Origin of the sequence: Vibrio lamellibrachiae (genome assembly GCF_050337265.1) — a bacterium.
Taxonomy (GTDB): domain Bacteria; phylum Pseudomonadota; class Gammaproteobacteria; order Enterobacterales; family Vibrionaceae; genus Vibrio; species Vibrio kyushuensis.
The window spans coordinates 930121-954033 of the sequence record NZ_JAKJSU010000004.1 but is presented as its reverse complement, the minus strand read 5'-3'; the positions used below and the strand labels follow the sequence as shown (position 1 = coordinate 954033).

Genomic DNA, 23913 nt, shown 5'->3' with positions numbered 1-23913 from the left:
TCACTCTCTTTATTGCTTCCAATATTATTTTATTTTTGTCTGCCAAGGCGACTTGCGATCTAGTTTAGCAAGTTTTTACTTTATTAAAAGGTTTGCGATTGGTTTTCTTACAAATTTAGTGCGAATTGAGAACAATTTAATAACCTTACAATATCAAAGCTTTTTATTCTTTGGCAATGGTCTTAGAATGACGGACTAAACGCAGGACATCGATACAGAGGAAGCAATGGAAACTATCGACAAAATCAAACAGCAAATCGCAGAAAACACAATCCTTCTATATATGAAAGGATCTCCAAAGCTACCTAGCTGTGGCTTCTCTTCTCAAGCATCACAAGCGCTAATGTCTTGTGGCGAGAAGTTTGCTTACGTAGATATTCTACAAAACCCAGATATCCGTGCCGAGCTTCCAGCTTACGCACAGTGGCCAACTTTCCCACAATTGTGGATTGAAGGTGAGCTAATTGGCGGTTGTGACATCATTCTAGAGATGTTCCAAAAAGGCGAACTACAGCCTTTAGTTAAAGAAGCGATGGCGAACGTACAAGACGACGCTGAGTAATACTGTATAAATACACAATATTGCTTGTAATATGAGGGCCACATTTTAAAATGTGGCCCTCATTGTTTTTAAAGTGATTATTTTATGTCTCGTCTATTTATTGCAGAAAAACCCAGTTTAGGTCGAGCAATTGCCGCGGCCTTATCAAGTCCTCAAAAAAAGGATCAAGGTTTTGTTCGTTGCGGTAACGGCGACATAGTCACGTGGTGTATTGGTCACCTTTTAGAACAAGTTGAACCGGATGCTTATGATGATCGTTATAAAAAATGGAACCTTGCTGACTTACCAATAGTGCCAGACCAATGGCAACTTCGACCGAGAAAAACATCCAGTAAGCAACTCACTGTCATTCGAAAGCTATTAAAAGAGGCGACCTCAATTGTTCATGCTGGTGACCCAGATAGAGAAGGGCAATTGCTAGTAGATGAGGTTCTTGATTATTGCAAAGTAGGAAAGCGGAAGAAAGAAGCTGCGCAGCGATTGCTTATTAGTGACTTGAACCTTCCCGCGGTGAAAAGAGCCATCTCTAGTATGCGCAGTAACCGAGACTTTATTCCTTTATCCATTTCTGCTTTAGCACGCTCTCGAGCTGATTGGCTTTATGGCATGAATATGACGCGGGCGTATACTTTACTTGGGCAAAAAGCAGGCTATCAAGGCGTGTTATCGGTAGGGCGTGTACAAACGCCTGTATTGGGCCTGGTTGTTCGTCGTGATGAAGAGATCGAAAACTTCGTATCAAAAGATTATTTCACCCTAGATGCATTGATCCCCTATCAGGATGCAACGAAACCCTTTGATATTGTGGCGAAATGGAAACCAAGTGAAGCGTGTGAACCTTGGCAGGATGAAGAAGGTCGAATTCTAAATCGAAAACTGGTTGAGAATGTCGCGCAGCGTATTGCTAATCAGCCTGCGACAGTCACTAAGTCAGAGCAGAAGAAAACTAAGCAATTCTCACCACTACCTTACTCTTTATCTTCGCTTCAAATTGATGCGGCTAAACGCTTTGGTATGAGCGCGCAACAAGTGCTTGATACCTGTCAGTCTCTTTATGAGAAACATAAGCTAATTACCTATCCGCGATCAGATAGTCGTTACTTACCTGTTGAACATTACGGACAAGCAGCGGTAGTTACCCAAGCGATAGCCAGCAATGCAAAAGAGCTAAGTGATGCAGTAAATAACGCTAATTTGTCGATTAAATCCAAAGCGTGGAATGATAAAAAAGTGGACGCGCACCATGCGATTATCCCGACGCCTAAAAAAGCATCTATTAATTCATTGTCTGCGTATGAAATGAAAATTTACCTGCAGATTGCTCGCCAGTATTTGATGCAATTTTATCCTGAAGCCGTTTACGCAGAGTCCAAGCTAGAGTTTGATATTGCGGGCGGTGTGTTCATCGCGAAAGGCAAGCAACTGATTGAGGCCGGATGGAAAGTCTTGATGGGAAAAAGTGACAATGATGATTCTTCGATTGATACCGTTCCTGCGATTCCTAAAGGCACTGAATTAATTTGCCGAGAAGGCGTGATTCACGATAGAAAAACAGAGCCACCGAAACACTTCACCGAAGCAACTTTACTGCAGGCGATGACAGGAATTGCACGCTTTGTTGAAGATAAAAGCCTAAAGGGAATACTCAAGGAAACAGATGGGCTTGGAACGGAAGCAACACGAGCAGGCATTCTTGATACCTTATTTAAAAGGCAGCTATTGGTAAGACAAGGAAAAAGCATCATGGGAAGTGGAGCGGGGCGAGGGCTCATTCATGCTCTGCCAAAAGAGTCTACATTCCCTGATATGACGGCGCATTGGGAGCATCAGCTGCAAGGTATGGCTGAGAAGAACCAAGCATATTCACCATTTATGCAGGCTTTGGAACAGCGCGTCACGTCTATTATGTCTGAGGTAAAAGTGAATGCTGTTCCCGAGTCGTTGCGTTCTCTACCTAAAGTTGAGCGCCCAGCCTTTAAACGTAAAAAGCGCAGTTATTCTAAGAAGCCAAAGACGAGTTCGTAATGACACTTGCGTATAAGTAGCGCTACCAAGGAATACTACTGCCATCGAAGTTAATGAAATGCCCACTTTGTGCATCTGTAAGTGACTCGATGACCTGAGTTAAGCCAGACACTGAAGTTTCAGTATCGATGAGAGCATTTGGTCCGCCCATTTCAGTTTTTACCCATCCAGGGTGAAGGGCGGCAACTTTGAACCCTTGGGAGCTTAGGTCATTACTTAAGCTTTTTACTACTGAATTTAGTGCGGCTTTGGAAGATCGATATATATACCCTCCACCAGACATGTTTTCTGTCATGCTCCCGACTTTTGAAGATATGCAGGCGATCTTCTTTAATTCTCCTTCGAGTAAATTGGTGTAGAAAGACTCAACAAGCTTTAATGGAGCAATGGTGTTGATTTCCAACACTTTACGCCATTCATCTTCATCGACCTGACCAAACGTACTCCCCTTAGGACCATAGTAGCCCGCATTGTTAATTAAGAGGTCGAGTGGAGGAAGTGATCCCGCTAGCTGACTAATTTTAGGGTAATCAGTGATATCGAATTGATGGCATTTCAAAAGAGGCTGATGAGCTTCAAGTTCGAGAAGATCTTGAGACTGTTCAGTCGAGCGGTAGCTAGTATGTACATACCACCCTTCAGTGAGATAATACTTCACTAAACTAAGGCCTATTCCTCGATTTCCGCCGGTAATAAATACAGATTTCACAGTCATGTTTAAGCCTTATTATCTTAAGTTATCATTACATCTATAACGAACCAGTAACTGGTAATTATCATGAGAGAGAATAAAGTGACGGCGGTAATAGCGCCAGAGATAACACCCAAAAAGAGAAATAATTGTTTAGACATAAAAGTAAGCAACAAGCATATAAATGATAATCATTATCATTTATATGCTTAATTAAATCAACTGAATGCTTGGGAATCCGTGGGCGGATTAATTCGAGACAATAAACGGCTTCCACCATGGTGTTGTCTCATTCGCTAGTTTACTAGTCTTGCTCTCACTAGTGACATCGACAAGCCTCACCTCTTGGCCGAATATAGGGGTTAAGATCGGAACATTGTTTGTCTCCCCTAGCGCGACGATTCGCTCAAATGGTTCGTACCAATCATGTAAAGAGAGATCGAATGTACCATTGTGAACTGGAAGTAAATATCGCCCTTGAAGGTCTATATGTGCTTGCATAGTCTCTTCTGGCATCATATGAATCTCTTTCCATAACTTGTTGTAAGCACCAGTCTCCATCATGGTGACATCGAAAGGACCATACTTGTCACCAATCTCTTTAAAGCCACTGAAATAGCCACTATCACCGCTGAAGAAAAGATTCTTGTCGCTGCTCTGTATCACCCAACTTGCCCACAATGTCTCATTTTTATCGAACAGCCCACGACCAGAAAAGTGCTGTGAAGGTGTAGCTACGATATTGATGCCTTCCACTTTGGTTTCTTGCCACCAATCTAACTCGATGACTTGTTCACTTGGTACCCCCCAATTAATAAGGCGCTGACCGACTTTAAGTGGTGTGATAAAAACTTTCACCTTCTCTTTAAGGTCTTTGATGGCGGATTTATCAAGATGATCATAATGGTCGTGACTAATGATCACTACATCAATAGGTGGTAGGTCAGCAATAGATATAGGGCTTTCATGGAATCGTTTAGGCCCGGCCCATTGAACAGGAGATGCTCGGTCACTGAAGACCGGATCAGTCATAATGAGCGTCTCATTCAGCCTTATAAGCAGTGTTGAGTGACCAAGTCGATAGATGGCATCATGACTTAGGGTAAGTTGTTTTGCTGTCACTGGCATTAATGGAACATCCTGTAACGGTGTTGCGGCTTGTCTTTCTGACTTGAAATATGCTTTCATTATATCCCAAAGATTACTGGCATCGGTTTGATAACGAACCTCAGAATTCACAAACTTATCGTTGTGTTGTTCAGACGTCATTGTCGCTGCTACTGCTACCGTCATAATTATTCCCCCGATCACCATTAACTTATTCATTATTACAGACTCAAAAGTAAACTACACGGTGTAGTTTATGTGAAAATTTTGAAAAGTAAACTACTCAGTGTAAAATAACCGAATATGAAAAATGGATTGATGTGAACCATGACCGAATTGAAAAAAACACGAAGTGAGTTAAAACGCGACGCTATATTACAGGCTGCAACAGAAGCGTTTAAATCTGAAGGCGTTCAAGCAACCAGCATGGATAAGCTTGCTCAGCTTGCGCAAGTATCCAAAAGAACGGTGTATAACCACTTTAAAACCAAAGAAATTTTAGTCATGGAGCTTATTTCCCAGCTATGGAAAGCAGCGCTGGTGGATATTGTATTTGAGTATCGTTCAGACCGTCCTTTGCATGAGCAGTTATCAACGTTGTTGACGAAGGAACTTAGCCTGCTTTCATCGCCAGAATACATCGATTTATCACGCGTAGCCTTTGGTCATTTCTTTTATGATTCAGAAACGCTTCAACAAGAAGTCGCCAAGTTTTCGGCTCAAGAAACGGCCATTCATCGCTGGCTAAAGGAAGCTGTGGATGATGGGCGCTTGAAAGAAATGGATATTGATTTTGCTAACTCACAACTACACAGCTTAATTAAGGGCAGTGGATTTTGGCCTCAACTGATGCAGATGAAACCGATGCTAAATTCCGAAGATATGACCTTTATTGCCGAGCAATCAGCGGGCATGTTTCTTAGTCATTATACGCTTAAAAAGTAGTGACTCATCAATCGTATCACTGCGGATTTATCGGACATTCTTGATAAAGTTTATAGCCGAGATTTGTTTGGCAATGATTAGGGCGTGATTACACTTTACTGTCGAGTGAGTATTTAACTAATAGTTCTGATGAGAGAGTAAAGCATTGTGAAATAATCGCAGGTGTAAATGGATTACGATCGGTAATTCTTTGGCTGATAAAAATATGTCGCGCCCACGAGAGCAGCGAATAAATCTCAATCTCCATATTTAGATTCCTATTGGACAATTGCTGATAGTGAGCTGAGAGGGCGTCGAGTTTGATATTGGCGTAATTTAAGTCATCAAAGTCGCGTAAACACTGCTCTTGAATATGCGCAATAAAATTACCAATATCTAGGGCAGGGTCGCCTAAGCAGCATAAGTCCAAATCGAGTAAATACAGTGAATCACCATTGATAATGAGTTGATCTTGATAGAAATCTCGGTGGATGATGCATTGCTGGTTCTGTGGCAGTAATGTTGATAGAGAGCGACAACGAAGCAAAATGATATCGATATCTGTTCGCCACTTTGAGTTATTATTCCCTACATTATTTAAGTAATCTTCAAGGGCTAACATCTCATCATCGATGGTATGAGTACGAGTCACTTTAACTCTACTCGTATGTAGCTTATGTAAGCACTCCGCAATTTTATGGGCCAAACCCTCACCCGTGTCATCACATAGGGTAGAAAATATGGTTTCCCCGTCGACTTTACGTTGAAACCAGATATTAGATGAACGCAATTGGCCCATGGGTCGAGGTACTTGTATTCGGTCATGGCTCAATTCATTAAAGTTATCGTTGTACAGTTCAGCATTGATCTTCCAAGCATGTTTATCGAAGCTTTTAGTTCTGACCTTACCTAATATGGTTAGGTGGTGGCTTTTGTCTCCATCGTCTACATAAAAATTGTATTCTAGTAAGCTACGTTTTTCTGGTTTGTGACGAAGCAAGCGTATTGACTCAAGCCGTGTAATTTTCCCTCTGTTTTGCTTTGTTTGAAATAATTCAATTAGGGGCGTTTGCATATACTGCGTATCTTTCAATTTTTCGAGACACACTGGTCTATTGTTTTGCGTTTGATGTGCCGATAGTAATGTTAGATAGCGTTGAAAGTGTTCTTCGCACAAAGTAATTATGGCCTCTATGATTTGAGGCCATTGTTTATGTGCGTTACGAAATGGGTGATGTGCTAATTGTAATAGTCCTATCGCAGTAAATAACTCCACTTCTGTTTGTGAGTAGTTACTCACTTGCTGATAGCCTTTCAATAGTTCATCACTGTATGTGGTAGCCAGGTGGTCTGGAAGTAAACCTGACAAATTGTCTCGTTCTAAATGAGCAATGAACAAGCCTAGGTCGTAAGCTGGAAACCATAAACACATGTCATCAAAATCAATTAGCTGGATGCCTTGGTCTGTTATCAATACTTGCTTAGAGTAAAAGTCGCCATGAATACGCCTTTGTTTAGAATTCAAGGACTGAACCGCTTCAATAAGCGCTGGTACTAATGACGTGATGCGAGTATTTAATGCAGGCAGTAGCTGATTAATGCCCACTCCGAGTTGAAAAAGAGTATCGGTAAACGCGTGCTGATTATGAGCTACTAAATCCTTTTTTTTCGATAGGTGAAATCGAGCCAAATAACGTCCCGTCGCTGAAATATATTCTGGATCAAAATCGGATAATTGATATTTCTCAGTGAGGCTCGAGCCTTCTATCCATCGATAACCCATCATGTGATGTTTACTACTGCGCCCTGTAATAGTAAGTAAGCGTTTTGAATCCATCTTTAATTGACACATCTTATTTGCATGGTGATAGCGAGTGGCGGTGTAGGCTTTGATTAGTGAATGCTCACCTGATGGCAGAGTTAATTTGGCAACAAAACGTCTTTCTGGTTTGTATTGTAGGGTCGTTATCTGAGTATTATTACAATCTAATGATTCCTTAAGCACACGTGGAAGTAACTCCTCTCTAGAGGTATCGTTGATGAGTCGAGGCAGTATTTTCAGTTTTTCGTCGTATGGGAAACCATAAAAAACCAACTTATATTCCAGTACGACATAGCGGTTAATATTTGTGCCTTGAGTATGACTTGCTTGGTCTTCCTGAAGTTTACTGAGGTTTAATAATTTAATGTCGTCTTTATGGGTGAAGGCTTTTACGTATAGTTCATGGGTTTCATCCGTGCCTATCACTTGATACTTTACTAAGCAGTTCGTTGAGGTCTTATAGCGAATATATTGCTTACTTGCTGAAACGGCTTTCAACCTAGGAAAATGCTGCTTGATGAGCGGTAGCATTAATTGCTCATTTAGAATTATCTCAAGAGCGACAATGTCAGGGTCTCTGGCGATTAAGGATTTATCTTCTGTCAGCATGGACACTATCAACATTGCTTGAAGAGAATTGGCGTGCATAGTGTGTGTCTTGGGCCATTAACTCGTTATTACTCCCTTGTTCGATGATTACACCTTGCATAAGAACTATGGCTTGGTCACATTTCGCAGCCAGTTCTTTATGGTGGGTAATGAGTATGGTTGTACTTGTCTGTGCTAATTTTAGTAGAGCCTGACTTACGGACCTCTCGGTCTCAGGGTCAAGCCCAGTCGTTGGTTCATCTAAGATTAATATTGGTGCGTTTTTCAAAGCCGCTCTAGCAATCGCAATGCGTTGTCTCTGTCCTGCTGATAATGTGACACCTCGCTCGCCCACATCTGTTTCGTATCCATCTGGTAATGAAATGATAAAGTCATGTATGTTCGCCAGTTGAGCGGCACGTATTACACGTTCTTTTTCGATATCATCTTGTCCTATGGTTATGTTATTGAAAATAGTTGTTGCGAATAGCGCTGTGTCTTGCATTACGACCGAGATCTGGCTGCGGACACTTTCAAAGGTGTAGTGACGAATATCATTACCATCTATCAATACTCTTCCTTTTTGTGGGTCATACAGCCGCATAAGAAGGGCAATCAATGTTGATTTACCACTTCCAGAAGGACCAACGATCGCGATTTTCTGACCTGCCGGGATTTGAAGATCAATCTCTCTTAAGTTGGTGGTTTCATTGTTTAAGTAAGAGAAGCTTAGCTGTTCAAACTCTATATCACCTGAGAATGCTGGAGAGGGTTTTGCGTTCGGTGCATTTTTTATATCAAGTGGGTGCTCAAGAACCTTAATGACTCTTTCTGCAGCAGCGGATGCTTTTGCGAGTCGGGCAGTATATTTTGTAAAGTCTCGGATGGGCCGAAACACCCGTCTCAAGTAATAAATGAACACGAGCAGTTCACCGGGGCTGAGTACATCGTTAATCACCTGAAGTGACCCAAACCAAAGTACTAAGGCGGTTGATATTGCCAGAAGAATTTCAACACTTCTCTGTAAACCCGCAGCGAGTCTTTTCCCCTGAACACCTTCTTTAAGGCTTTTCTTATTCGCATCACTAAAAATAGACGAGAATCGCCCCTCCAAGGCGAGCGCTTGTACCGATTTGATAGCATTGATGGATTCAGAAGCGGCAGCGGCCATGACGCCTTCTCTTTGACGGTTCTTTCTAGCAACGTTATGGATTCGCTTACTCTTTTTTAAAGTAACGAGCCACAAAATAGGAAGAGTACTCAATGAAATAAGAGCCAATTGCCAGTTCAGCCATAGCATGACGCCAATGATAGCGATAAAAATAAAGCTGTTCCCAATCAGTGGAACTACCGCTGTGATTGCAACCTCTTTCATAATCCCCATATCACTGATGATTCTAACCACGAGATCGCCACTTCGTTGCTTCTGATGGTATACCGTAGAGAGTCCTTGAAGGTGATTGAACAGCTGTTCTCTCAGGCTAATGATGACGTGGTTTCCAGCTAGGGCCATTAGCACGGTGGTAAAATAGGTCATTAACGCGCGCAGTATTGTAATGATGACTAACGCACATGCTAGTGCCGCGAAGTAGGTTGATAGTTCAAAAGATGCCAATATGTGTAGACCCGTTTTAGGATCAAACTCGGGTGAAACTATTCGGTCGATGATGTATTTCATCGGCCAAGGTTCAAGTAACCTCAGCAAAGTTTGGGCAAATAGCCCAGCAAAGGCACCTATGATTAGCCACTTTTTCTGTCTGATGTATGGGCGAACATATTTTAGAAAGTGGATAAGGTTCGGCATGGACTTTATGAGTCCTTTTGGTCGAGCCATCACATTACCCTTTGACTAAGCCTGACCAGTCAAGAACACGTTCAACTCGGCTTTGCCAACTATGATGTTTCATTGCGCTTAGACGACCTGACTGGCCATAGACGTGCGCAATGGACGGGTTCTCGACTAGATAAGTTAAGGCTTCAGTTAACTGACTTAATTCTTGGGCGGAATAGAGCAGCCCATGGTGGTGGTCATCGACTAAATCTGATATTTGTCCTACGTTACTTGCCACTACAGGTAATCCAGCAGCCATGTATTCATAAATTTTAAGTGGAGAAAAATAGAAATGAATATCTCCAGGGTAAGGGGCAACGCCGACATCCATTTTTTGGTAGTAATGGGCAATATTGCTAGGCTCGACAGCTCCAGTTAGCTTAACTACATCTACCAAATTGAGAGCTCTAATTTGCGATTCAAGCTCCTTTCTCATAGGACCATCCCCGACGATTAATAGCCGGGTCTCGGGGTGACTTTGATGGAGTAGAGCAAAGGACTCCAGTAGTTTTTCTACGCCATGCCAAGGCTTTAACGTACCCACGAAACCGATAGTGAAGTGAGAATGCTCATCTTCTGAGCCGCAATGAACATTTGAAAATCGTTGAAGGTTAACCCCATTGGGCAGCACATGTACTTTTCCATCGGCTTCAGGAAATGAATTGACGTACTCAGCTACTTCAATCGATACAGTGATGATTAAACTCGCAGCAGCAAAGCATTTTCGTGTGATGGTTATTGCGCTCTCTTCATCAATGAGTCCGCGATATTTTTTTTGCTCTTCAATTAATGGTGCATTTACTTCAAGTATAGAAGGGATATTATTTTCGTAGCCAAAGGTCATCCCCGCATGACTCCATAACGAGTAGCGTTCGTAAATAAAATCCAGTCCCCCTAAGCTTTTCAGCTCTTGCATCACTTTATTATTATCTTGAATGTCAGATTGTTCGCGTCGCTGCCTATCGCTCACCTTTGCGTGTTTTAGATGATGAGTATCAACGAGCTTAAGGTCTTTTGGGCACTCGCCACCTAAAGCGGCGGCAATTAAATCGATGTGGATACTTTTATCTTCAAAGGCTTTAGTTATCTCTTGAACGTGTAAAGAGCAACCTTTGGTACCAAAGACAGGGACGCCTCTGTCGGAACACACGTATGCGGCTCTCATAGCGTGTCCTCCGTAATTCTTGATGCGTCTAGTGCATGATTTTTAAAACAGTGGCGTATTTTTTCTGTATTCCTATCTATATCAAATTCCTGCTCAATGAGTTCACGTGCGTTGTTAGCAAGAGACACTCTAAGCTCTGGTTTGCGAAGTAATGTTTCTAAAGCATTGGCTAACGACACTGCATCATTTTGTTTAGCCATTAACCCTGTTTTACCATCAACGATGACTTCTGGGATGCCAGTGACATTTGTCGAAACACAGGGAGTCCCAAGAGCCATTGATTCCAACAATACGGTAGGTAGCCCATCGCGGTTACCATCGGCGCCGACAACGCAGGGCGCGGCAAATACAGCGGAGTTATACAGGCGTTGTTTAACTTCAACTTGCGGAAGTGAACCGTGCATTGTTATCCGGTCACTAATATTGAGCGCCTCTATCTGGCTGGCCAAGCTCGATTTCAACTCACCTTCACCGATGATTTCACATTGAAATTGAACGTCTCTGTTTTTTAATATCAAACAAGCATCAATTAGATTGTTAAAGCCCTTTTTTTCAACGAGGCGACCGATAGCACAAATGGTCGTTGGGCGCTGTGTGGGAGACTCGAATGGGAATTCATCTAAATCGATACCGTTGTATATTTTTTTAATTTTAGACGCTGATATTTGTAAATCATCCGTCAAATATTGAACGTTAAATTTACTAACAGTGATAGCAAACTCAGCTTGTTGGAACTTTTCTTTCAGTACTTCAAAGTCATTGTCTTGATGGAAGATATCTTTAGCGTGTGCAGTGAAGGTAAAGGGTACGGAAGTGATCACCGATGCGATTTGAGCAACCGTTGTTGAAGTTGTAGCAAAGTGAGCGTGCAAGTGGGTGATGCGTTTCTTGTTTATGTATATTGCTAGCTCAAGTGCTTGTGAGACTTCTCGGGCACTCGCTTTAGGAAAAAGACCCAATGCTGACCACATAGAAGGAAATTGACGAGCCACTTTTTTTTGTAGCTTCCAGAAGTTGCTTGCTCGCTCCGCTTTGGCATGAAGGTAGGTCACCGGAGCTTTGACTTTCGAGATGATATCCTGAAAATGTGTATCTTGCGGAGGCAGTAGCGCATAGATATGAATGTTAAGTCCTGCTTTTTCATGAGCAAGGATTTCATTAACAATGAAGGTTTCTGAATAACGTGGATAGCGCTTAACTATATAGGCGACGCGCATGGCTTCTACTCCTTGGTATCAATCAATACAATTCTCTAAGCCAGTTAACGTTTTGTTTTTATTTAGTGTGTCATTAATTTTTGTTCTAACTTTGCCATTCCGTTTACTTCGATATTGGTCGTATGCAAAGTAGGAGTGTCTGAAAACAGTTTAGTTGAGACCTTTGCCATTAGCGTTTTCGCTTCTAATTCAGCTGGGTGGATATAGTCGAATGCTTCTAATTGACTTAAACATTCAGCGCGTATTAACTGTTCTTTAACCGGTTTTACTCGAGGAATAATTATCGCTGGCTTTTTAAGCGATAATATTTCGCAAATTGTGTTGTAACCACCCATGGCAATAACCAGATCTGCTGCTGATAAGTGACTAATAAAGTTGTGGGTAAATTCAGTGAGTGTCACCGATTCAAATCCACGAGCTAGGTGTCGTAACTCAGTAGAGTCTTGCTCACTCATTTCTGGCCCATAAAAAACAATGCTATGAATGAGGTGATTGAAAGAGGAATATGTTTTCAAACCTTCTAGATAGGTGGCGAGTATTTGTTTGCCATCATTTCCTCCGCCAGCTGCCACAACGATAATTTGTTTATTCTCTGGGATATTTAGTTGAGCGCGAATGGTCTGATGGTGAGTATCATCGTTGGATTTTTCTAAGTAGCCACAAAAGGAGGTTTTTTTTGTTACCGATTCAGGGAAATGATACTGCTTTGTCAGGTCAAAGATAGCTCTTTCACCGACCACGACGACTTCGTTGTAATCTTTTTCAATGCGCTGGAAGTATTGATTTTTGCTCCAGATTTGATGTGTTTGATCTGGGGAATCTAGAATGTCTCTTAATAGCAATACTAAACGTGGTTTGCGCTCTAGTGCGCGAGTTAGAGTTAATGTTTCTTTTAGTTCACCATTTAAACCTTCCGGCTTTTTATCAACCAAAATTAGTTCTGGGCGAAACCCGTCAACCGTATGTTTAATAAGCTTGCTTCGTAGTTGCAATATGGCATCGTTTTTCATGCAAGTGAGTTTCGCGTTATAGGCTCCACTTTGAGAGCGTTGAAGACATGGCAATTTGATGTAATCAATCTGTGGATGGGTTCGAAAAGCATGAAGCATTGGTGAGCCTGTCACGAGCAAAATAAAAAGATCGCGGTGTTTATTGACTAAGTAGTTGGCGATAGCAACCATGCGACGGATATTGCCTAACCCATAGCTATCATGAGAATAAAACAAGAATCTTTTCATAATCCTCTCAATGTCATCATGGCAAACGAAAACACAGAGCAGCGCTCTGACGATTAAACATTTATTTGGAGTTATGGTGACGAGTCAACGTTAAGCTTCAAACTTTATGAAGTATAGTCGTGGTTCAAGGCAATGAAGTGTTTATTGATTAAATTATAAATAAACAAAGGTGCTGAGGATGGAGAGCATCAGAAACGAAAAAGCCCACTAATTTCTTAGCGGGCTTTTTCTTAATTTGGCGGAGAGATAGGGATTTGAACCCTAGAAGGGCTACAAACCCTTGCCGGTTTTCAAGACCGGTGCTTTCGACCACTCAGCCATCTCTCCGTTGTTGGAATGCATACTATAGCGAGAGATTGATGTTGTAAAGGGCTAACTAATTCGTTTGCCTTAAATTTATACAGAATAAAGGAATTATTTTTTGGTAGGGTGTTTAGTGAGCAAAATTCGGAAGTATAATAATAGGAATTGATAACTAAACTATTTGGATAATAAGCATAAATTGAATATCTTTAATCGCAAACTAAATAAAATTGGCTTTTGTGCATATTTGGCACAGAGATCTGCTTATCTAGATAGTTAAATATGATTACGAGTAATGCGATATTAGTATACAGAAAGTAAAACTATTGGTTATTTAGATGGTGAATTAAGTTGCTTATCTATATGTGTTAATTATGCAGAACTGATAGTTTGGGCAGATAATCAGCTTGAATATATAGCGATATGGGCTTCTGTTTTTGGTTGTGTATGAATGTAAGGTTAACTCTCAATGAATAGTTTGAACGAAGCTAGAGGTCAAATTAAGCCGTATAATAACCGGCTAGGTTCCTCATTAACAAATAAGAATAAAGTGAGTATAGCTCATACAAAAGCCAAGCGAATCATTACCCTGAACTTAAAGGGAGGAGTTGGAAAATCAACGTTTACGGCTGGGCTGTTAAGTCAACTCGTCGCTGAAGGGCATAACGTAGAGTTAATTGATTTTGATCGCCAAGAGTCTTCTTATAGCTGGGCAAACTCAATACCAGAAGTCGTATGCCAAACGTATAACCCAGCATTAAAAAGCTTTTCGGAAATGGCGTCTACATTAAAGGTTAATACTAGTTCTGAATACGTTGTTATAGACTCACCTGCAAACTTCAGTGATCGAGAATTGTTCCGTTATCTAAAATATGCGGATTATATCGTCATCCCAATGCAGCCATCTCCAATTGATCTTCATTCGTCATTACCGCTTATTAATAACCTGATCGACCAACATCTTTATAAAGGTCGCGAGATCAAAGTAGGCTTTGTACTTAATCGTGTTTATCCTGGTGATGAACGTTTATTAAGCGTACAGAAGTTACTGAGTAATTTTCGCCAGTTTAAATCACTCGGTATTATGAGTGAATCGGCACATTATCAAGAAGCTTTTTATTATAAGAAACTGGTTGGTCACTCTACAAAAGATAGCGAGCTCTGGCAGGATACGTTGACCTGGTTAGATGCGTGTGATGAAAATAGGAATGATCGAGCACGAAGTGATGACGTTGTTTTCGCATAAACATGCCCAACACACTTCTTTAGGGGATAGCTGGAAAGTGTCAACCTTATTTAGGCTGGGTCAGTGAAAATAAAAAAAGAGCCAAGGCTCTTTTTTTATTTTGATAACAGTAGGTTAATGACTTCGCAATAGACCCATCAATTTTTAGTCTTCACGAATATAAAAGCGTTGTAGCTCAGTTAAACCTTGCATCAGAATTGGTAGAGTAGGGCTTTGATCTTTAAGCCTTTTATACTCGCTATCATAGAGTTTGAAGTTACCAAACTTATCAATGACGGTCGTTTGGGTATCAGTGATCAAGGCCAACTCTCTAGAATCTCCTGCCAAAATCCACTTTCGCTTGCGTTCATTAAAAATGTTTCGGCCACTGCTGTAATCAGTGGGGTTAGATGAGACGCCTAACAAGTCTTGCAGCAAAGTAACAGACACATCTAAATGGCTAGATCGATGAGTATAAGTAGCGGGCAGTTTACCCGGCCAGTTAATGATCATCGGCACTTGAAGTTGATAGCGACTGAAGTTGGTACTCGCTCCCCAAGTATTACTATTCGTTTCGTTAAATTCAGTGCCGTGATTTGAGGTGATGATCACCACGGTATTTTTATCGAGCTGTAGTTCTTCAATTTGTTTGAATAGGACACCTAGCTCTTCGTCAGCCTGTTGTACTGAAGCTTGGTAGTTACTCTTGAATAGATCTTTTGCACTGCCGCTGGCTTTAGAAGAGGTGTAATTATCAAGCGTTGATAATTCGATAAAGCCAAACCAAGGGCCTTTTGTCGTAGTTGCCCAATCGCTCCAAGCTTGAATTGCTTGGCTGTCTTCCGACTTTGACTCATCAAATGCAACACCGGTAAAGGTCATGCCTCTAAACACGGTTTCAGCGTAAAGATTATCATCGAAGTTATCGCCGCTGAACAATCCGAAACTGTATTTCTTTTCTTCTAGCGTGCTCATTAGTACAGGTAGGCTAGCCTGCGCTTTTATACTCGCAGCATAACTGCTCGGTAGCCCGTAAAGCAGGCCAAATATGCCGTGCATATTATTACTAGAGCTGTAGTGGTTGGTGAAGTTCAAAGCATTCTGAGCATATTCAGATGTTAGGGGCATCGAGCCGGTCGTTAACGCATCTGCTCTTAAGCTGTTTACGTTAACCATTAGAATATTAAGGTTGTTGCCACGGCGATCAAAACGGATCGGCTCGTATGGGTAACGAACGATATCGCTACTGTGCTCACTTTCAGCTAAGCGTTTCAGGTAGTCGTCTTTATCAAGTAACCCATGCTTTTCCATAAATGACTTGGCTGTCATTGGGTAAGACAGTGGGAAGTTAGCTTTCTGAGTAGTAACCGGATTGTAGAAGTACGCATCCGACCATACATAAATAAGGTGGCTGGCAATAAAGCTAACAAAAAAGATGGCAGTAATTGGTCGACCAACGTGTTTATGGGAAAGTTTACGTTGCTTACGCCATACCCATTCCGACAAACCTAACTGAAGTAAAAATATTAGCGGTAAAACGATAAACAGTTGCTGTAACCCTGCGCCGGCTTCTTTATTGTCATCACTGAACAGAAGTTCCCACACCACAGGAGTTAGATGTAGATTTATGGTTTGATAGGCTTGTGTATCAATCAGTAATATCGTTAACCCAGCTGTCGCAAAGCAGACTGCAACTAAACGGAATAACTTACGTGATGGGACCACAAATGTTAACGGGAACAAAACCAGTAAATAAAGCGCAAAGACCAAAAATCCAAAGTGCCCTACCCAAGAAACAGCGAGGTAGAACTGCCCAAGTAAGGTTTCTGGCCAAGGAGATTGTGTAATATAGCGGGTACCAATCAGCATTGCTGCGATGATATTAAAGAAGGCAAACCAGTGCCCCCAACCCACTAAACGAGAAACTCGTTCACTATATGTATTTCCGCTATCTACCATTAGTCGTTTTGCAGCCCGTTAAGATTAATGTGTTTGTTCTTCTAATGAAGAAATCAACGCTTGTGCAAATTTTTCAGCAATTGCTTTGCGTTGTGAAGCAGCAACGTTTTGATTTAAGACATTGGTTGCGATATTTCCTGCGATCATTAAAGAAAGCTCAGGAGTCGCGCCATGTTTTTCCAAGATTGCAGCCACCTCAGCAAGGATGATTTCAACTTGGTCGTCACTGTATTTAGATGTAATAGGCATAAAGACTCTATAGATGATAGTAAAAGCGGCTTATGATAACCTACAATGCCTAACAACTGAAACCTAGAACGACGATATTTTCACTATGAGCCTTCAATTATCCAACGTCATTTTACACCAACTTTCGAAAAACGATCAGGACGAACTGATTGTTAATTTTCGCTCTCATTCTCTAGAAAACGATGGTTCTACAGAGCACCTCGTTGCTGAACTACATCGTGTCTTTAATGCAAAAGCAGGCAAAGGCTTCGGATCTTTTAAGTCTGACAGCGAATTTCAATCGTGGTTGCAAGAACTTCGCCAAGGTGACAAGAATTTTTACGATTTCTCACAACTTAGTGCAAATAGGCTGAAACAAGAATTAGCAAAGTACCCTTTTGCGGATGAAGGTATCTTAGTTATTGCTGAATATCAGTCGTTAGCAACAGATTATCTTTTTGTCGCTTTACTTCCATCAATTCAAAGTCTTAAAGTGACAGAAGGTCTAGAAATTAGTGCTACAGATTATCTAGACATTAATAAGATGGATATCGTTGCGCGTATTGATTTATCGAGTTATGAAACAGACAAAGAATCAAACCGCTATTTGGCCTACATAAAAGGTCGAGTCGGAAGAAAAGTGGCAGACTTTTTCCTCGATTTCCTTCAGGCGGAAGTAGGGCTTGATACTAAGCAGCAAAACCAAGTGCTAATGCAAGCAGTTCAAGATTTTTGTAGTGACTCTAAATTGGAAAAAGAAGAGGCAACCAACTACAAGAAGCAAGTTTACGATTACTGTAATGAAACAATTAAATCTGGTGACGAAGTTCAGGTTCGTGAGCTATCTGGTGAGCTGCCTCAGAGCCAAGAAGGTACAAGCTTTTTAGATTACACCAAAGAGCAAGGCTACGAGTTGGAAGATAGCTTCCCAGCCGATCGCTCTACCATGCGCAAATTGACTAAGTATGTTGGTGCGGGTGGAGGATTAAACGTTAGTTTTGATAGCTTATTACTTGGCGAACGTATTTTTTACGATCCGGAGACAGATACGCTAACCATTAAGGGCACGCCACCTAATTTACGTGACCAATTAACACGAAATTAGTGACGAGAGAGAGCTTTTGCTCTCTCTTTTTTTATTTATTTACAAAGGTGTCTTAATCTATATAGGTACAACGCTATGCCATGGAAAATAATAGGTTATCTCTATGTCGAAGGAATCGATCAATACTATGCCGTCAGTGAAAGCAGTGCAGTCAATGAAAACTAATCAAAAACAACTCTCCGCCATTGTTGGCATTTGGCTTACCGTGATTCTTTCCATAGTCATGCTCACAAGAACGAATTTAGAGAACTTGTCGAGTGTAGAGGAGCTAGGCAATAGCTTAGAAGAGCTTAGAAGTACGCTCTACCTTGATACTCAATACAGAATGAAGCATGCGGATGATATATCGTTAAAAATCCAGTTAATTTATTCTCTTAGGTTGCAATTAGAGAGCAGTTACGAAGGAAGCTACTTTCAACCGGATATCAATCAACTCATTTTTACCACCGATCGTTTTATAGAACTTGTGAAACAATTCAACGATTCTGAAGTGGAAGTGATTGAACTGGTTGATCGTTTAAAAACGATTCGAGATAGCTATCAACAGCAGCCTGAGATTCAAGCGCTATATTACCAATTGAGTACCCGGGTTTTTGAGGCAATGTTTAGCCACTCATCTGCAAGCCCTGAAATCTATCGATCTTTAGACTATCTTTTTGTTCAGTCTCAATTAATGTCTCCAGAAGATGGAGAAAAACTTCAGCTAGCTTTAGCTCAAACTTCCTCTGTCCTTGGCGGCTATGCCAAAGGAAGCTATCTAGTCGAGAAGCTTATTAACCACCCAGTCAACATGCTTCAATCTGAAATCCGGGATCAATATGATGAATTGGCACAGCGCTATTTCATGATTGTTACTTTAATAAGCGCGTTGGCGATGTTTTTATTGTCTATGATATTGATGAAAAAAACGAATATTGCATGGGTAGATGAAGGGTTAACCACTAATACAATCGAGACAAATGTCCCATCAGGTGCTGTCGTTGATACGAATGAAACAGCCAATCGAAATGATAGTGGTGCTGCTGGCTCGACTGCCAGAGCGAACTCAACTTCGATGCCTTTAACGACTGATATACAAACCGAGAAAATTGCTTATGAGGATGGCTCAGTTCAGGCACCTATGAACTCTAGTAATTCTATAGCGTCGAGCGATACAGTGCCTATAGATAAATTAGATAAAAGAGATTCCAAGGAGTACGAGCTTAATGAAATAGCTGTGGATGATGCTCAAACAATGTCTTCACCAGAAGTGAACATTGACTATATGCTTCAATGTTTAAACGATGATAAAGAGTCGGTGCTGTTACTTTTGGATGTGTTTATTCAGGATCATGAGGACGATGCAAAAGAACTACCTTCTTTGCTTAAGTCTGATATGGAACATGCAATGCGAAAAGCACACAGCTTAAAAGGGGTAGCAGCTAACTTAGGAGCTGAGCTATTAAAAGAAGTAGCGACGTTAATTGAGTCTGATATAAAAGATGAAATTGAGGTCAGTGAACAAAAACTAGAACAGTTAGTTACAGCATTGTCTTCTACAATAGAAAGCGCAAAAGAGTATATAGAGAACAATCGGTAGAGTTGGAAGAAAGATCACGCTTATTTTGAAATCCTGATAGTACTCTGACTTTGCAACCTCATAATTTCGGCCGAAATTTTTGGTGGTGTTTGGGGTGATTATGTTTGTTAAGTATTGGTATAAAACAATTATTTTGTTTTGTGTGTTCAGCGTTAGTGGTTGTTCACTTCTTGAAGTAAAAATAGACAGTCAAACAACACCATTAACCAAGCAAGAGCTCAATATGCGCTTGTTAACTCGAGAGTACGCACAGCAATTTTTCTCTCAGGTTGAACAAACAGCCGACACTATGGCCTTGCAGTACCCTTCTGATGATACAGTTAATCAATCTCACCTATTACTTTGGAAAATTAACGCTTCTGAAGGCCTTCAGGGAGCCGCATATCAAGTTGCACCTATGGCGGCTCTTATCGATAGTTGGGTATTTAGCTATCAAATGACATTCTTTTTTGAAAGTGGGGCAGGTGAAAACCTCTTCGATGTCGAAGACGCGATTTTAGTCTCGAAACAGCTTTCCACAGAGATGGATCAATTGGCCAAATCTCTACTGAAGGGCAACACTTACCAGTCGACTAAAGAATTTGTTACTCAATTTTCCATTAATAATCCATTTAATGATGTCTCATTTACTCGCGCGCCAGCGTACCGAAAATGGTTAGAAAGTAATAATATTGAAGGTGAAGAAGCCGTAGCCACACTCGGTACCATGCCGGAAGCACTAGGCGATGTATCAGACAAACTCAGCTTGGTTTCAGAGCAAACGCCTAAAGTGATGACTTGGAAAGCTCAGCTAATCGCATTAAACAGCAGTATTAGTGGGCAAGACTTATCTGAAACCCTTCAAAGCTTGCAATCGAGCTCGCGGTCATTTCAAGACTTTGTCGAAAACAACCCTGAGTATATGCGAAACCTTGCCGAGCAGATGGCCATAGAACTGCAACCGCTAGTGGATGATATTGACGATAAAACGGATGCTAAGCTCAACCAGCTCAGTATTGAACGTCAAGCGCTTGAAAAAATGGTGGAAAAAGAGCGTATCGAACTGATTAATATGATTGAGAGAGAGAGAAATGCCATTGCTGCAATCGTCACTAGCGAACGCGAAAAGTTTGCTCAGGATCTGGATAAAGTTTCTCAAGACGTGCTGACTTTGGCCATTGATAAACTGATCGAACTCATCAAGAGTGTCTTGCTCTATTTCGTTCTGTTCATTGTGGTTATCTTCTTTGCTCCATTAGGGATTGGGTACTTTTTAGGGAAGCGTTCTGCAAGTAAATCTGATTAAGTAAAAGCGCCAAAATGTGGCGCTTTTTTAATTTTAGTCAACGTCACTTGAGTAACTTTGACTCTCGAGCACTGGTATGAGTTCATTGGAACATTCAAACCATAAACATCGACTTTTAGCTACTTTAGAGACTTTTTCATAGGTTGAGGGAGAAAATTGTAACTTTTAGCAATTATTTCTTGAGTTCTTTTGCTGAAAATCTTATAGATGGTGTATCCCCTTTTTAAAATACACGGAGAGTTTTGTGATGAGAGTCGGTTTAGTCGGTTGGCGTGGTATGGTTGGTTCAGTACTAATGCAGCGTATGGTAGAAGAGAAGGATTTTGATTTAATCGAACCTGTTTTTTACAGTACTTCACAGATAGGCATTCCAGCACCTAAGCTAGGTAAAAATGACGCTGGTATGTTGCAAGATGCATTTGACATTGAAAGCTTGAAGCAACTTGATGCGGTTATTACTTGTCAAGGTGGCGGCTACACTGAGAAAGTTTACCCAGCGCTACGCCAAGAGGGTTGGAAAGGCTACTGGATCGATGCGGCTTCTACTTTACGTATGGATGCCGACTCAATTATCACATTAGATCCTGTTAACCTTGCTCAAATTCAACAGGGGATTCACGGCGGCACTAATACGTTTGTTGGTGGTAACTGTACCGTGAGCTTGATGCTAATGGCTCTTGGCGGCCTTTATGAAAAAGGCATGATTGAGTGGATGAGCGCAATGACTTACCAAGCTGCCTCCGGCGCTGGTGCTAAAAACATGCGTGAACTTATCTCTCAAATGGGCGTGATCAACGACTCTGTTAGCTCTGAACTGGCAAACCCAGCAAGCTCAATTTTGGATATCGATAAGAAAGTTGCGGAAACTATCCGTTCAGATTCGTTTCCTACGGATCAATTCGGTGCACCACTGGCCGGTTCATTAATTCCTTGGATTGATGTTAAGCGTGAAAATGGTCAAAGCAAAGAAGAGTGGAAAGCGGGTGTTGAAGCGAACAAGATTCTAGGCCTAGATGGTCAACCAATCCCTATTGATGGTACTTGTGTACGAATCGGTGCCATGCGCTGCCACGCTCAAGCATTGACGATTAAGCTTAAGCAAGATGTGCCAATGGATGAGATTGAAGAGATCATCGCCACTCACAACGATTGGGTTAAGGTGATTCCAAATGATCGTGATATCACGGCTCAAGAACTCACACCAGCAAAAGTAACCGGCACAATGTCAGTTCCTGTCGGCCGTTTACGTAAGATGTCTATGGGTAACGATTTCCTAAACGCATTTACGGTGGGTGACCAATTACTTTGGGGTGCAGCAGAACCACTACGCCGTACACTGCGTATTATTCTTGCTGAAAAACAGTAATTGTAAATATAAGTTCCATTTAAAAAAAGCGCCTCTACGGCGCTTTTTTTGTAACTAGAGTAGCGAGGAATTTGCTCTAATCGTCTATGGGGATGATGCGTTTATCTGGGTCTGCTAATTCCCCGCCACAATACTTACAAAAGTGCGCATCGGATTCATGTCCGGATTTGGAGCAATTTGGGCAGCGTACCAAGTTACGATGTGCATTCATTTCTTGATTGAGCTCAGCGGTGATGATCCCCGTTGGCACGGCGAGTATAGAGTAGCCGAGCAGCATAGTTAACGAGGCAATGGCTTGGCCAAAAGGTGTCTGAGGAACGATATCTCCGTAACCAACGGTGGTTATGGTCACTATTGCCCAATAGATGCTTTGTGGAATAGAGGTAAAACCATTTTCTGGCCCTTCGATTACGTATATCACTGAGCCAAGAATAATCACCAGAATTCCTACTGTGCTAAAGAAAATGAGGATCTTTCTTTTTGCCATAAGCAGTGATCGCAGCAATATATTAGAGTCTTGCAGGTATCTCACCAGCTTTAGTATTCGGAAAATACGCATTACACGCAGCATTCGAATTGCACTGATATACGATGCCGCTGGGAAGAAAATGGCGATATAAGTCGGCAGGATAGCAAGTAAGTCAATGACACCATAGAAACTGCGCACATAGGCTGTTGGCTTTGGTGAGCAATATAGCCGTAGTAAATACTCAACGGTAAATAACGCGGTAAAGCCATATTCTAGATACATGAAAGTACTAGCCCATTGAGCGTTTAGTGCAGGAATAGAATCCAGAACCAATACGATCAGCGACGCAATAATGGCAACAATAAGGCTGATATCAAAGATTCGTCCGGCTGGTGTATGTGTACCGAAGATAATGACGTAAAGATGATGTTTTAAAGAATGGCGTGGCATGAATGGTCGCGTGATTTCTAATCAATACGCTTATAATACAATTTTCGCAATAAAGAGGCGAGTATGATCCCTCGCCTCAATTTAATTAAGCTAGCCCGGGAAATAGATTACGTAATCCATTGGCAATAAATTCTATGCCTAGTGCACCAAGAATCAAGCCCATGATACGAGTAATCACGTTAATCCCTGTTTGACCAAGGAAGCGAACGATCAACGGTGCCGAGCGAAATAGCAGCCAAGAGCAAAAACAGAAAAGCGCTATAGTAAAGATGATGCCTACCGTATCTAAAGCACTTGGGTAGCGAGAGCCATAAACAATTGTTGAGCTAATTGCACCTGGGCCGGCCATTAAGGGCATGGCTAGAGGAACAACGCCGATTTGTTCTTTCGTTACGTACTCTGATTTTTCTTGTTTGTTCTGCTTATCTTCACCGAGCTTACCACTCATCATTGAAAAGGCGATGCTTAGTAACAGCAGGCCGCCTGCCACGCGAAATGAATCGAGAGAGATACTAAACATGTCTAATAGCACCTGACCTGCTAATAAAGAGATGATGAGTATCATCGCAACGGCGATGTTGGCAGTCCGGGCTGTTTTGTTTTTCTCTTCAGCAGTCATGTGTCCAGTCAAAGAGACAAATATCGGCATAATTCCAATTGGATTAACAGCCGCGACAAGTCCGAGAAAAAACTGCAAAAATATAGCGATCTCAAATGAAGTCATAGCAATAACTCTGTAAAAAAGTAAGTGTGGATGATTTGCGGCGATTCTAG

At 41.5% G+C, this 23913-nt stretch carries 19 protein-coding genes and 1 tRNA gene; 8 read left to right on the top strand and 12 right to left on the bottom strand.

Features of this window, described 5'->3' with window-relative positions; translation table 11 throughout:
* Positions 1-226: 226 nt before the first annotated feature.
* The gene (gene grxD, locus L4C54_RS04490; RefSeq protein ID WP_428801317.1) at positions 227-562 is read left to right on the top strand and encodes a Grx4 family monothiol glutaredoxin; all 336 of its coding nucleotides are present in this window, start codon (positions 227-229) and stop codon (positions 560-562) included.
* Positions 563-646: 84 nt separating this feature from the next.
* Positions 647-2587 (top strand): DNA topoisomerase III, encoded by a 1941-nt coding sequence (locus L4C54_RS04485; RefSeq protein ID WP_428807239.1) that lies wholly within the window; start codon positions 647-649, stop codon positions 2585-2587.
* A gap of 22 nt (positions 2588-2609) precedes the next feature.
* On the opposite strand, the gene L4C54_RS04480 is transcribed toward L4C54_RS04485, so the two are convergent.
* Positions 2610-3296, bottom strand: a complete 687-nt coding sequence (locus L4C54_RS04480) for an SDR family oxidoreductase (protein ID WP_428807401.1) — start codon at positions 3294-3296, stop codon at positions 2610-2612.
* Positions 3297-3527: 231 nt separating this feature from the next.
* A complete protein-coding gene (locus L4C54_RS04475) occupies positions 3528-4571 on the bottom strand; it encodes an MBL fold metallo-hydrolase (protein WP_428807238.1) in 1044 nt (347 codons plus the stop codon).
* A 141-nt stretch (positions 4572-4712) separates the two neighbouring features.
* Here L4C54_RS04475 and L4C54_RS04470 point away from each other — a divergent pair, with 141 nt between their 5' ends.
* The gene (locus L4C54_RS04470) at positions 4713-5330 is read left to right on the top strand and encodes a TetR/AcrR family transcriptional regulator (protein ID WP_428807237.1); all 618 of its coding nucleotides are present in this window, start codon (positions 4713-4715) and stop codon (positions 5328-5330) included.
* Between the two features lie 88 nt (positions 5331-5418).
* On the opposite strand, the gene L4C54_RS04465 is transcribed toward L4C54_RS04470, so the two are convergent.
* The 6 genes from L4C54_RS04465 to L4C54_RS04440 form a co-directional block, all read right to left on the bottom strand.
* Entirely contained in the window at positions 5419-7779 is a 2361-nt protein-coding gene (locus L4C54_RS04465) for a phosphotransferase (RefSeq protein ID WP_428807236.1), read from the bottom strand.
* Positions 7724-9553 (bottom strand): ABC transporter ATP-binding protein, encoded by a 1830-nt coding sequence (locus L4C54_RS04460; RefSeq protein WP_428807235.1) that lies wholly within the window; start codon positions 9551-9553, stop codon positions 7724-7726. The genes L4C54_RS04465 and L4C54_RS04460 overlap by 56 nt, the downstream gene beginning before the upstream one ends.
* A gap of 4 nt (positions 9554-9557) precedes the next feature.
* Complete coding sequence (locus L4C54_RS04455; protein ID WP_428807234.1) at positions 9558-10715, bottom strand: glycosyltransferase family 4 protein; 1158 nt, start codon at positions 10713-10715, stop codon at positions 9558-9560.
* Positions 10712-11932: a glycosyltransferase gene (locus tag L4C54_RS04450; protein WP_428807233.1), complete on the bottom strand. Its 1221-nt coding sequence runs from the start codon at positions 11930-11932 to the stop codon at positions 10712-10714. The genes L4C54_RS04455 and L4C54_RS04450 overlap by 4 nt, the downstream gene beginning before the upstream one ends.
* A gap of 62 nt (positions 11933-11994) precedes the next feature.
* Positions 11995-13170: a glycosyltransferase family protein gene (locus tag L4C54_RS04445; RefSeq protein WP_428807232.1), complete on the bottom strand. Its 1176-nt coding sequence runs from the start codon at positions 13168-13170 to the stop codon at positions 11995-11997.
* A 236-nt stretch (positions 13171-13406) separates the two neighbouring features.
* Positions 13407-13497, bottom strand: a tRNA-Ser gene (locus L4C54_RS04440).
* 445 nt (positions 13498-13942) lie between these two features.
* Between L4C54_RS04440 and L4C54_RS04435 the strand changes: the two genes are divergently transcribed.
* Complete coding sequence (locus L4C54_RS04435) at positions 13943-14719, top strand: ParA family protein (protein WP_428801322.1); 777 nt, start codon at positions 13943-13945, stop codon at positions 14717-14719.
* 144 nt (positions 14720-14863) lie between these two features.
* Here L4C54_RS04435 and L4C54_RS04430 read toward each other — a convergent pair whose 3' ends face one another.
* Positions 14864-16657 carry a DUF3413 domain-containing protein gene (locus tag L4C54_RS04430; RefSeq protein ID WP_428807231.1) on the bottom strand — a complete coding sequence of 598 codons (1794 nt, stop codon included), beginning with the start codon at positions 16655-16657 and terminating at the stop codon, positions 14864-14866.
* Between the two features lie 24 nt (positions 16658-16681).
* The gene (locus L4C54_RS04425; RefSeq protein WP_248007220.1) at positions 16682-16906 is read right to left on the bottom strand and encodes a YejL family protein; all 225 of its coding nucleotides are present in this window, start codon (positions 16904-16906) and stop codon (positions 16682-16684) included.
* 85 nt (positions 16907-16991) lie between these two features.
* Here L4C54_RS04425 and yejK point away from each other — a divergent pair, with 85 nt between their 5' ends.
* The 4 genes from yejK (at position 16992) to asd (ending at position 22220) form a co-directional block, all read left to right on the top strand.
* Positions 16992-17990 (top strand): nucleoid-associated protein YejK, encoded by a 999-nt coding sequence (gene yejK, locus L4C54_RS04420; RefSeq protein ID WP_428807230.1) that lies wholly within the window; start codon positions 16992-16994, stop codon positions 17988-17990.
* A 103-nt stretch (positions 17991-18093) separates the two neighbouring features.
* Complete coding sequence (locus tag L4C54_RS04415; protein WP_428807229.1) at positions 18094-19569, top strand: Hpt domain-containing protein; 1476 nt, start codon at positions 18094-18096, stop codon at positions 19567-19569.
* A 100-nt stretch (positions 19570-19669) separates the two neighbouring features.
* Complete coding sequence (locus L4C54_RS04410; RefSeq protein ID WP_428807228.1) at positions 19670-20854, top strand: chemotaxis protein; 1185 nt, start codon at positions 19670-19672, stop codon at positions 20852-20854.
* 247 nt (positions 20855-21101) lie between these two features.
* On the top strand, positions 21102-22220 hold the full coding sequence (gene asd / locus L4C54_RS04405; protein WP_428807400.1) for an aspartate-semialdehyde dehydrogenase: 1119 nt from the start codon (positions 21102-21104) through the stop codon (positions 22218-22220).
* Positions 22221-22296: 76 nt separating this feature from the next.
* Here the strand turns inward: asd and L4C54_RS04400 are convergent, their stop codons facing one another.
* Both L4C54_RS04400 and L4C54_RS04395 read right to left on the bottom strand, forming a co-directional pair.
* A complete protein-coding gene (locus tag L4C54_RS04400) occupies positions 22297-23139 on the bottom strand; it encodes an ion transporter (RefSeq protein ID WP_428807227.1) in 843 nt (280 codons plus the stop codon).
* Between the two features lie 85 nt (positions 23140-23224).
* On the bottom strand, positions 23225-23863 hold the full coding sequence (locus tag L4C54_RS04395) for a YchE family NAAT transporter (protein WP_428807226.1): 639 nt from the start codon (positions 23861-23863) through the stop codon (positions 23225-23227).
* Between the last annotated feature and the right edge of the window lie 50 nt (positions 23864-23913).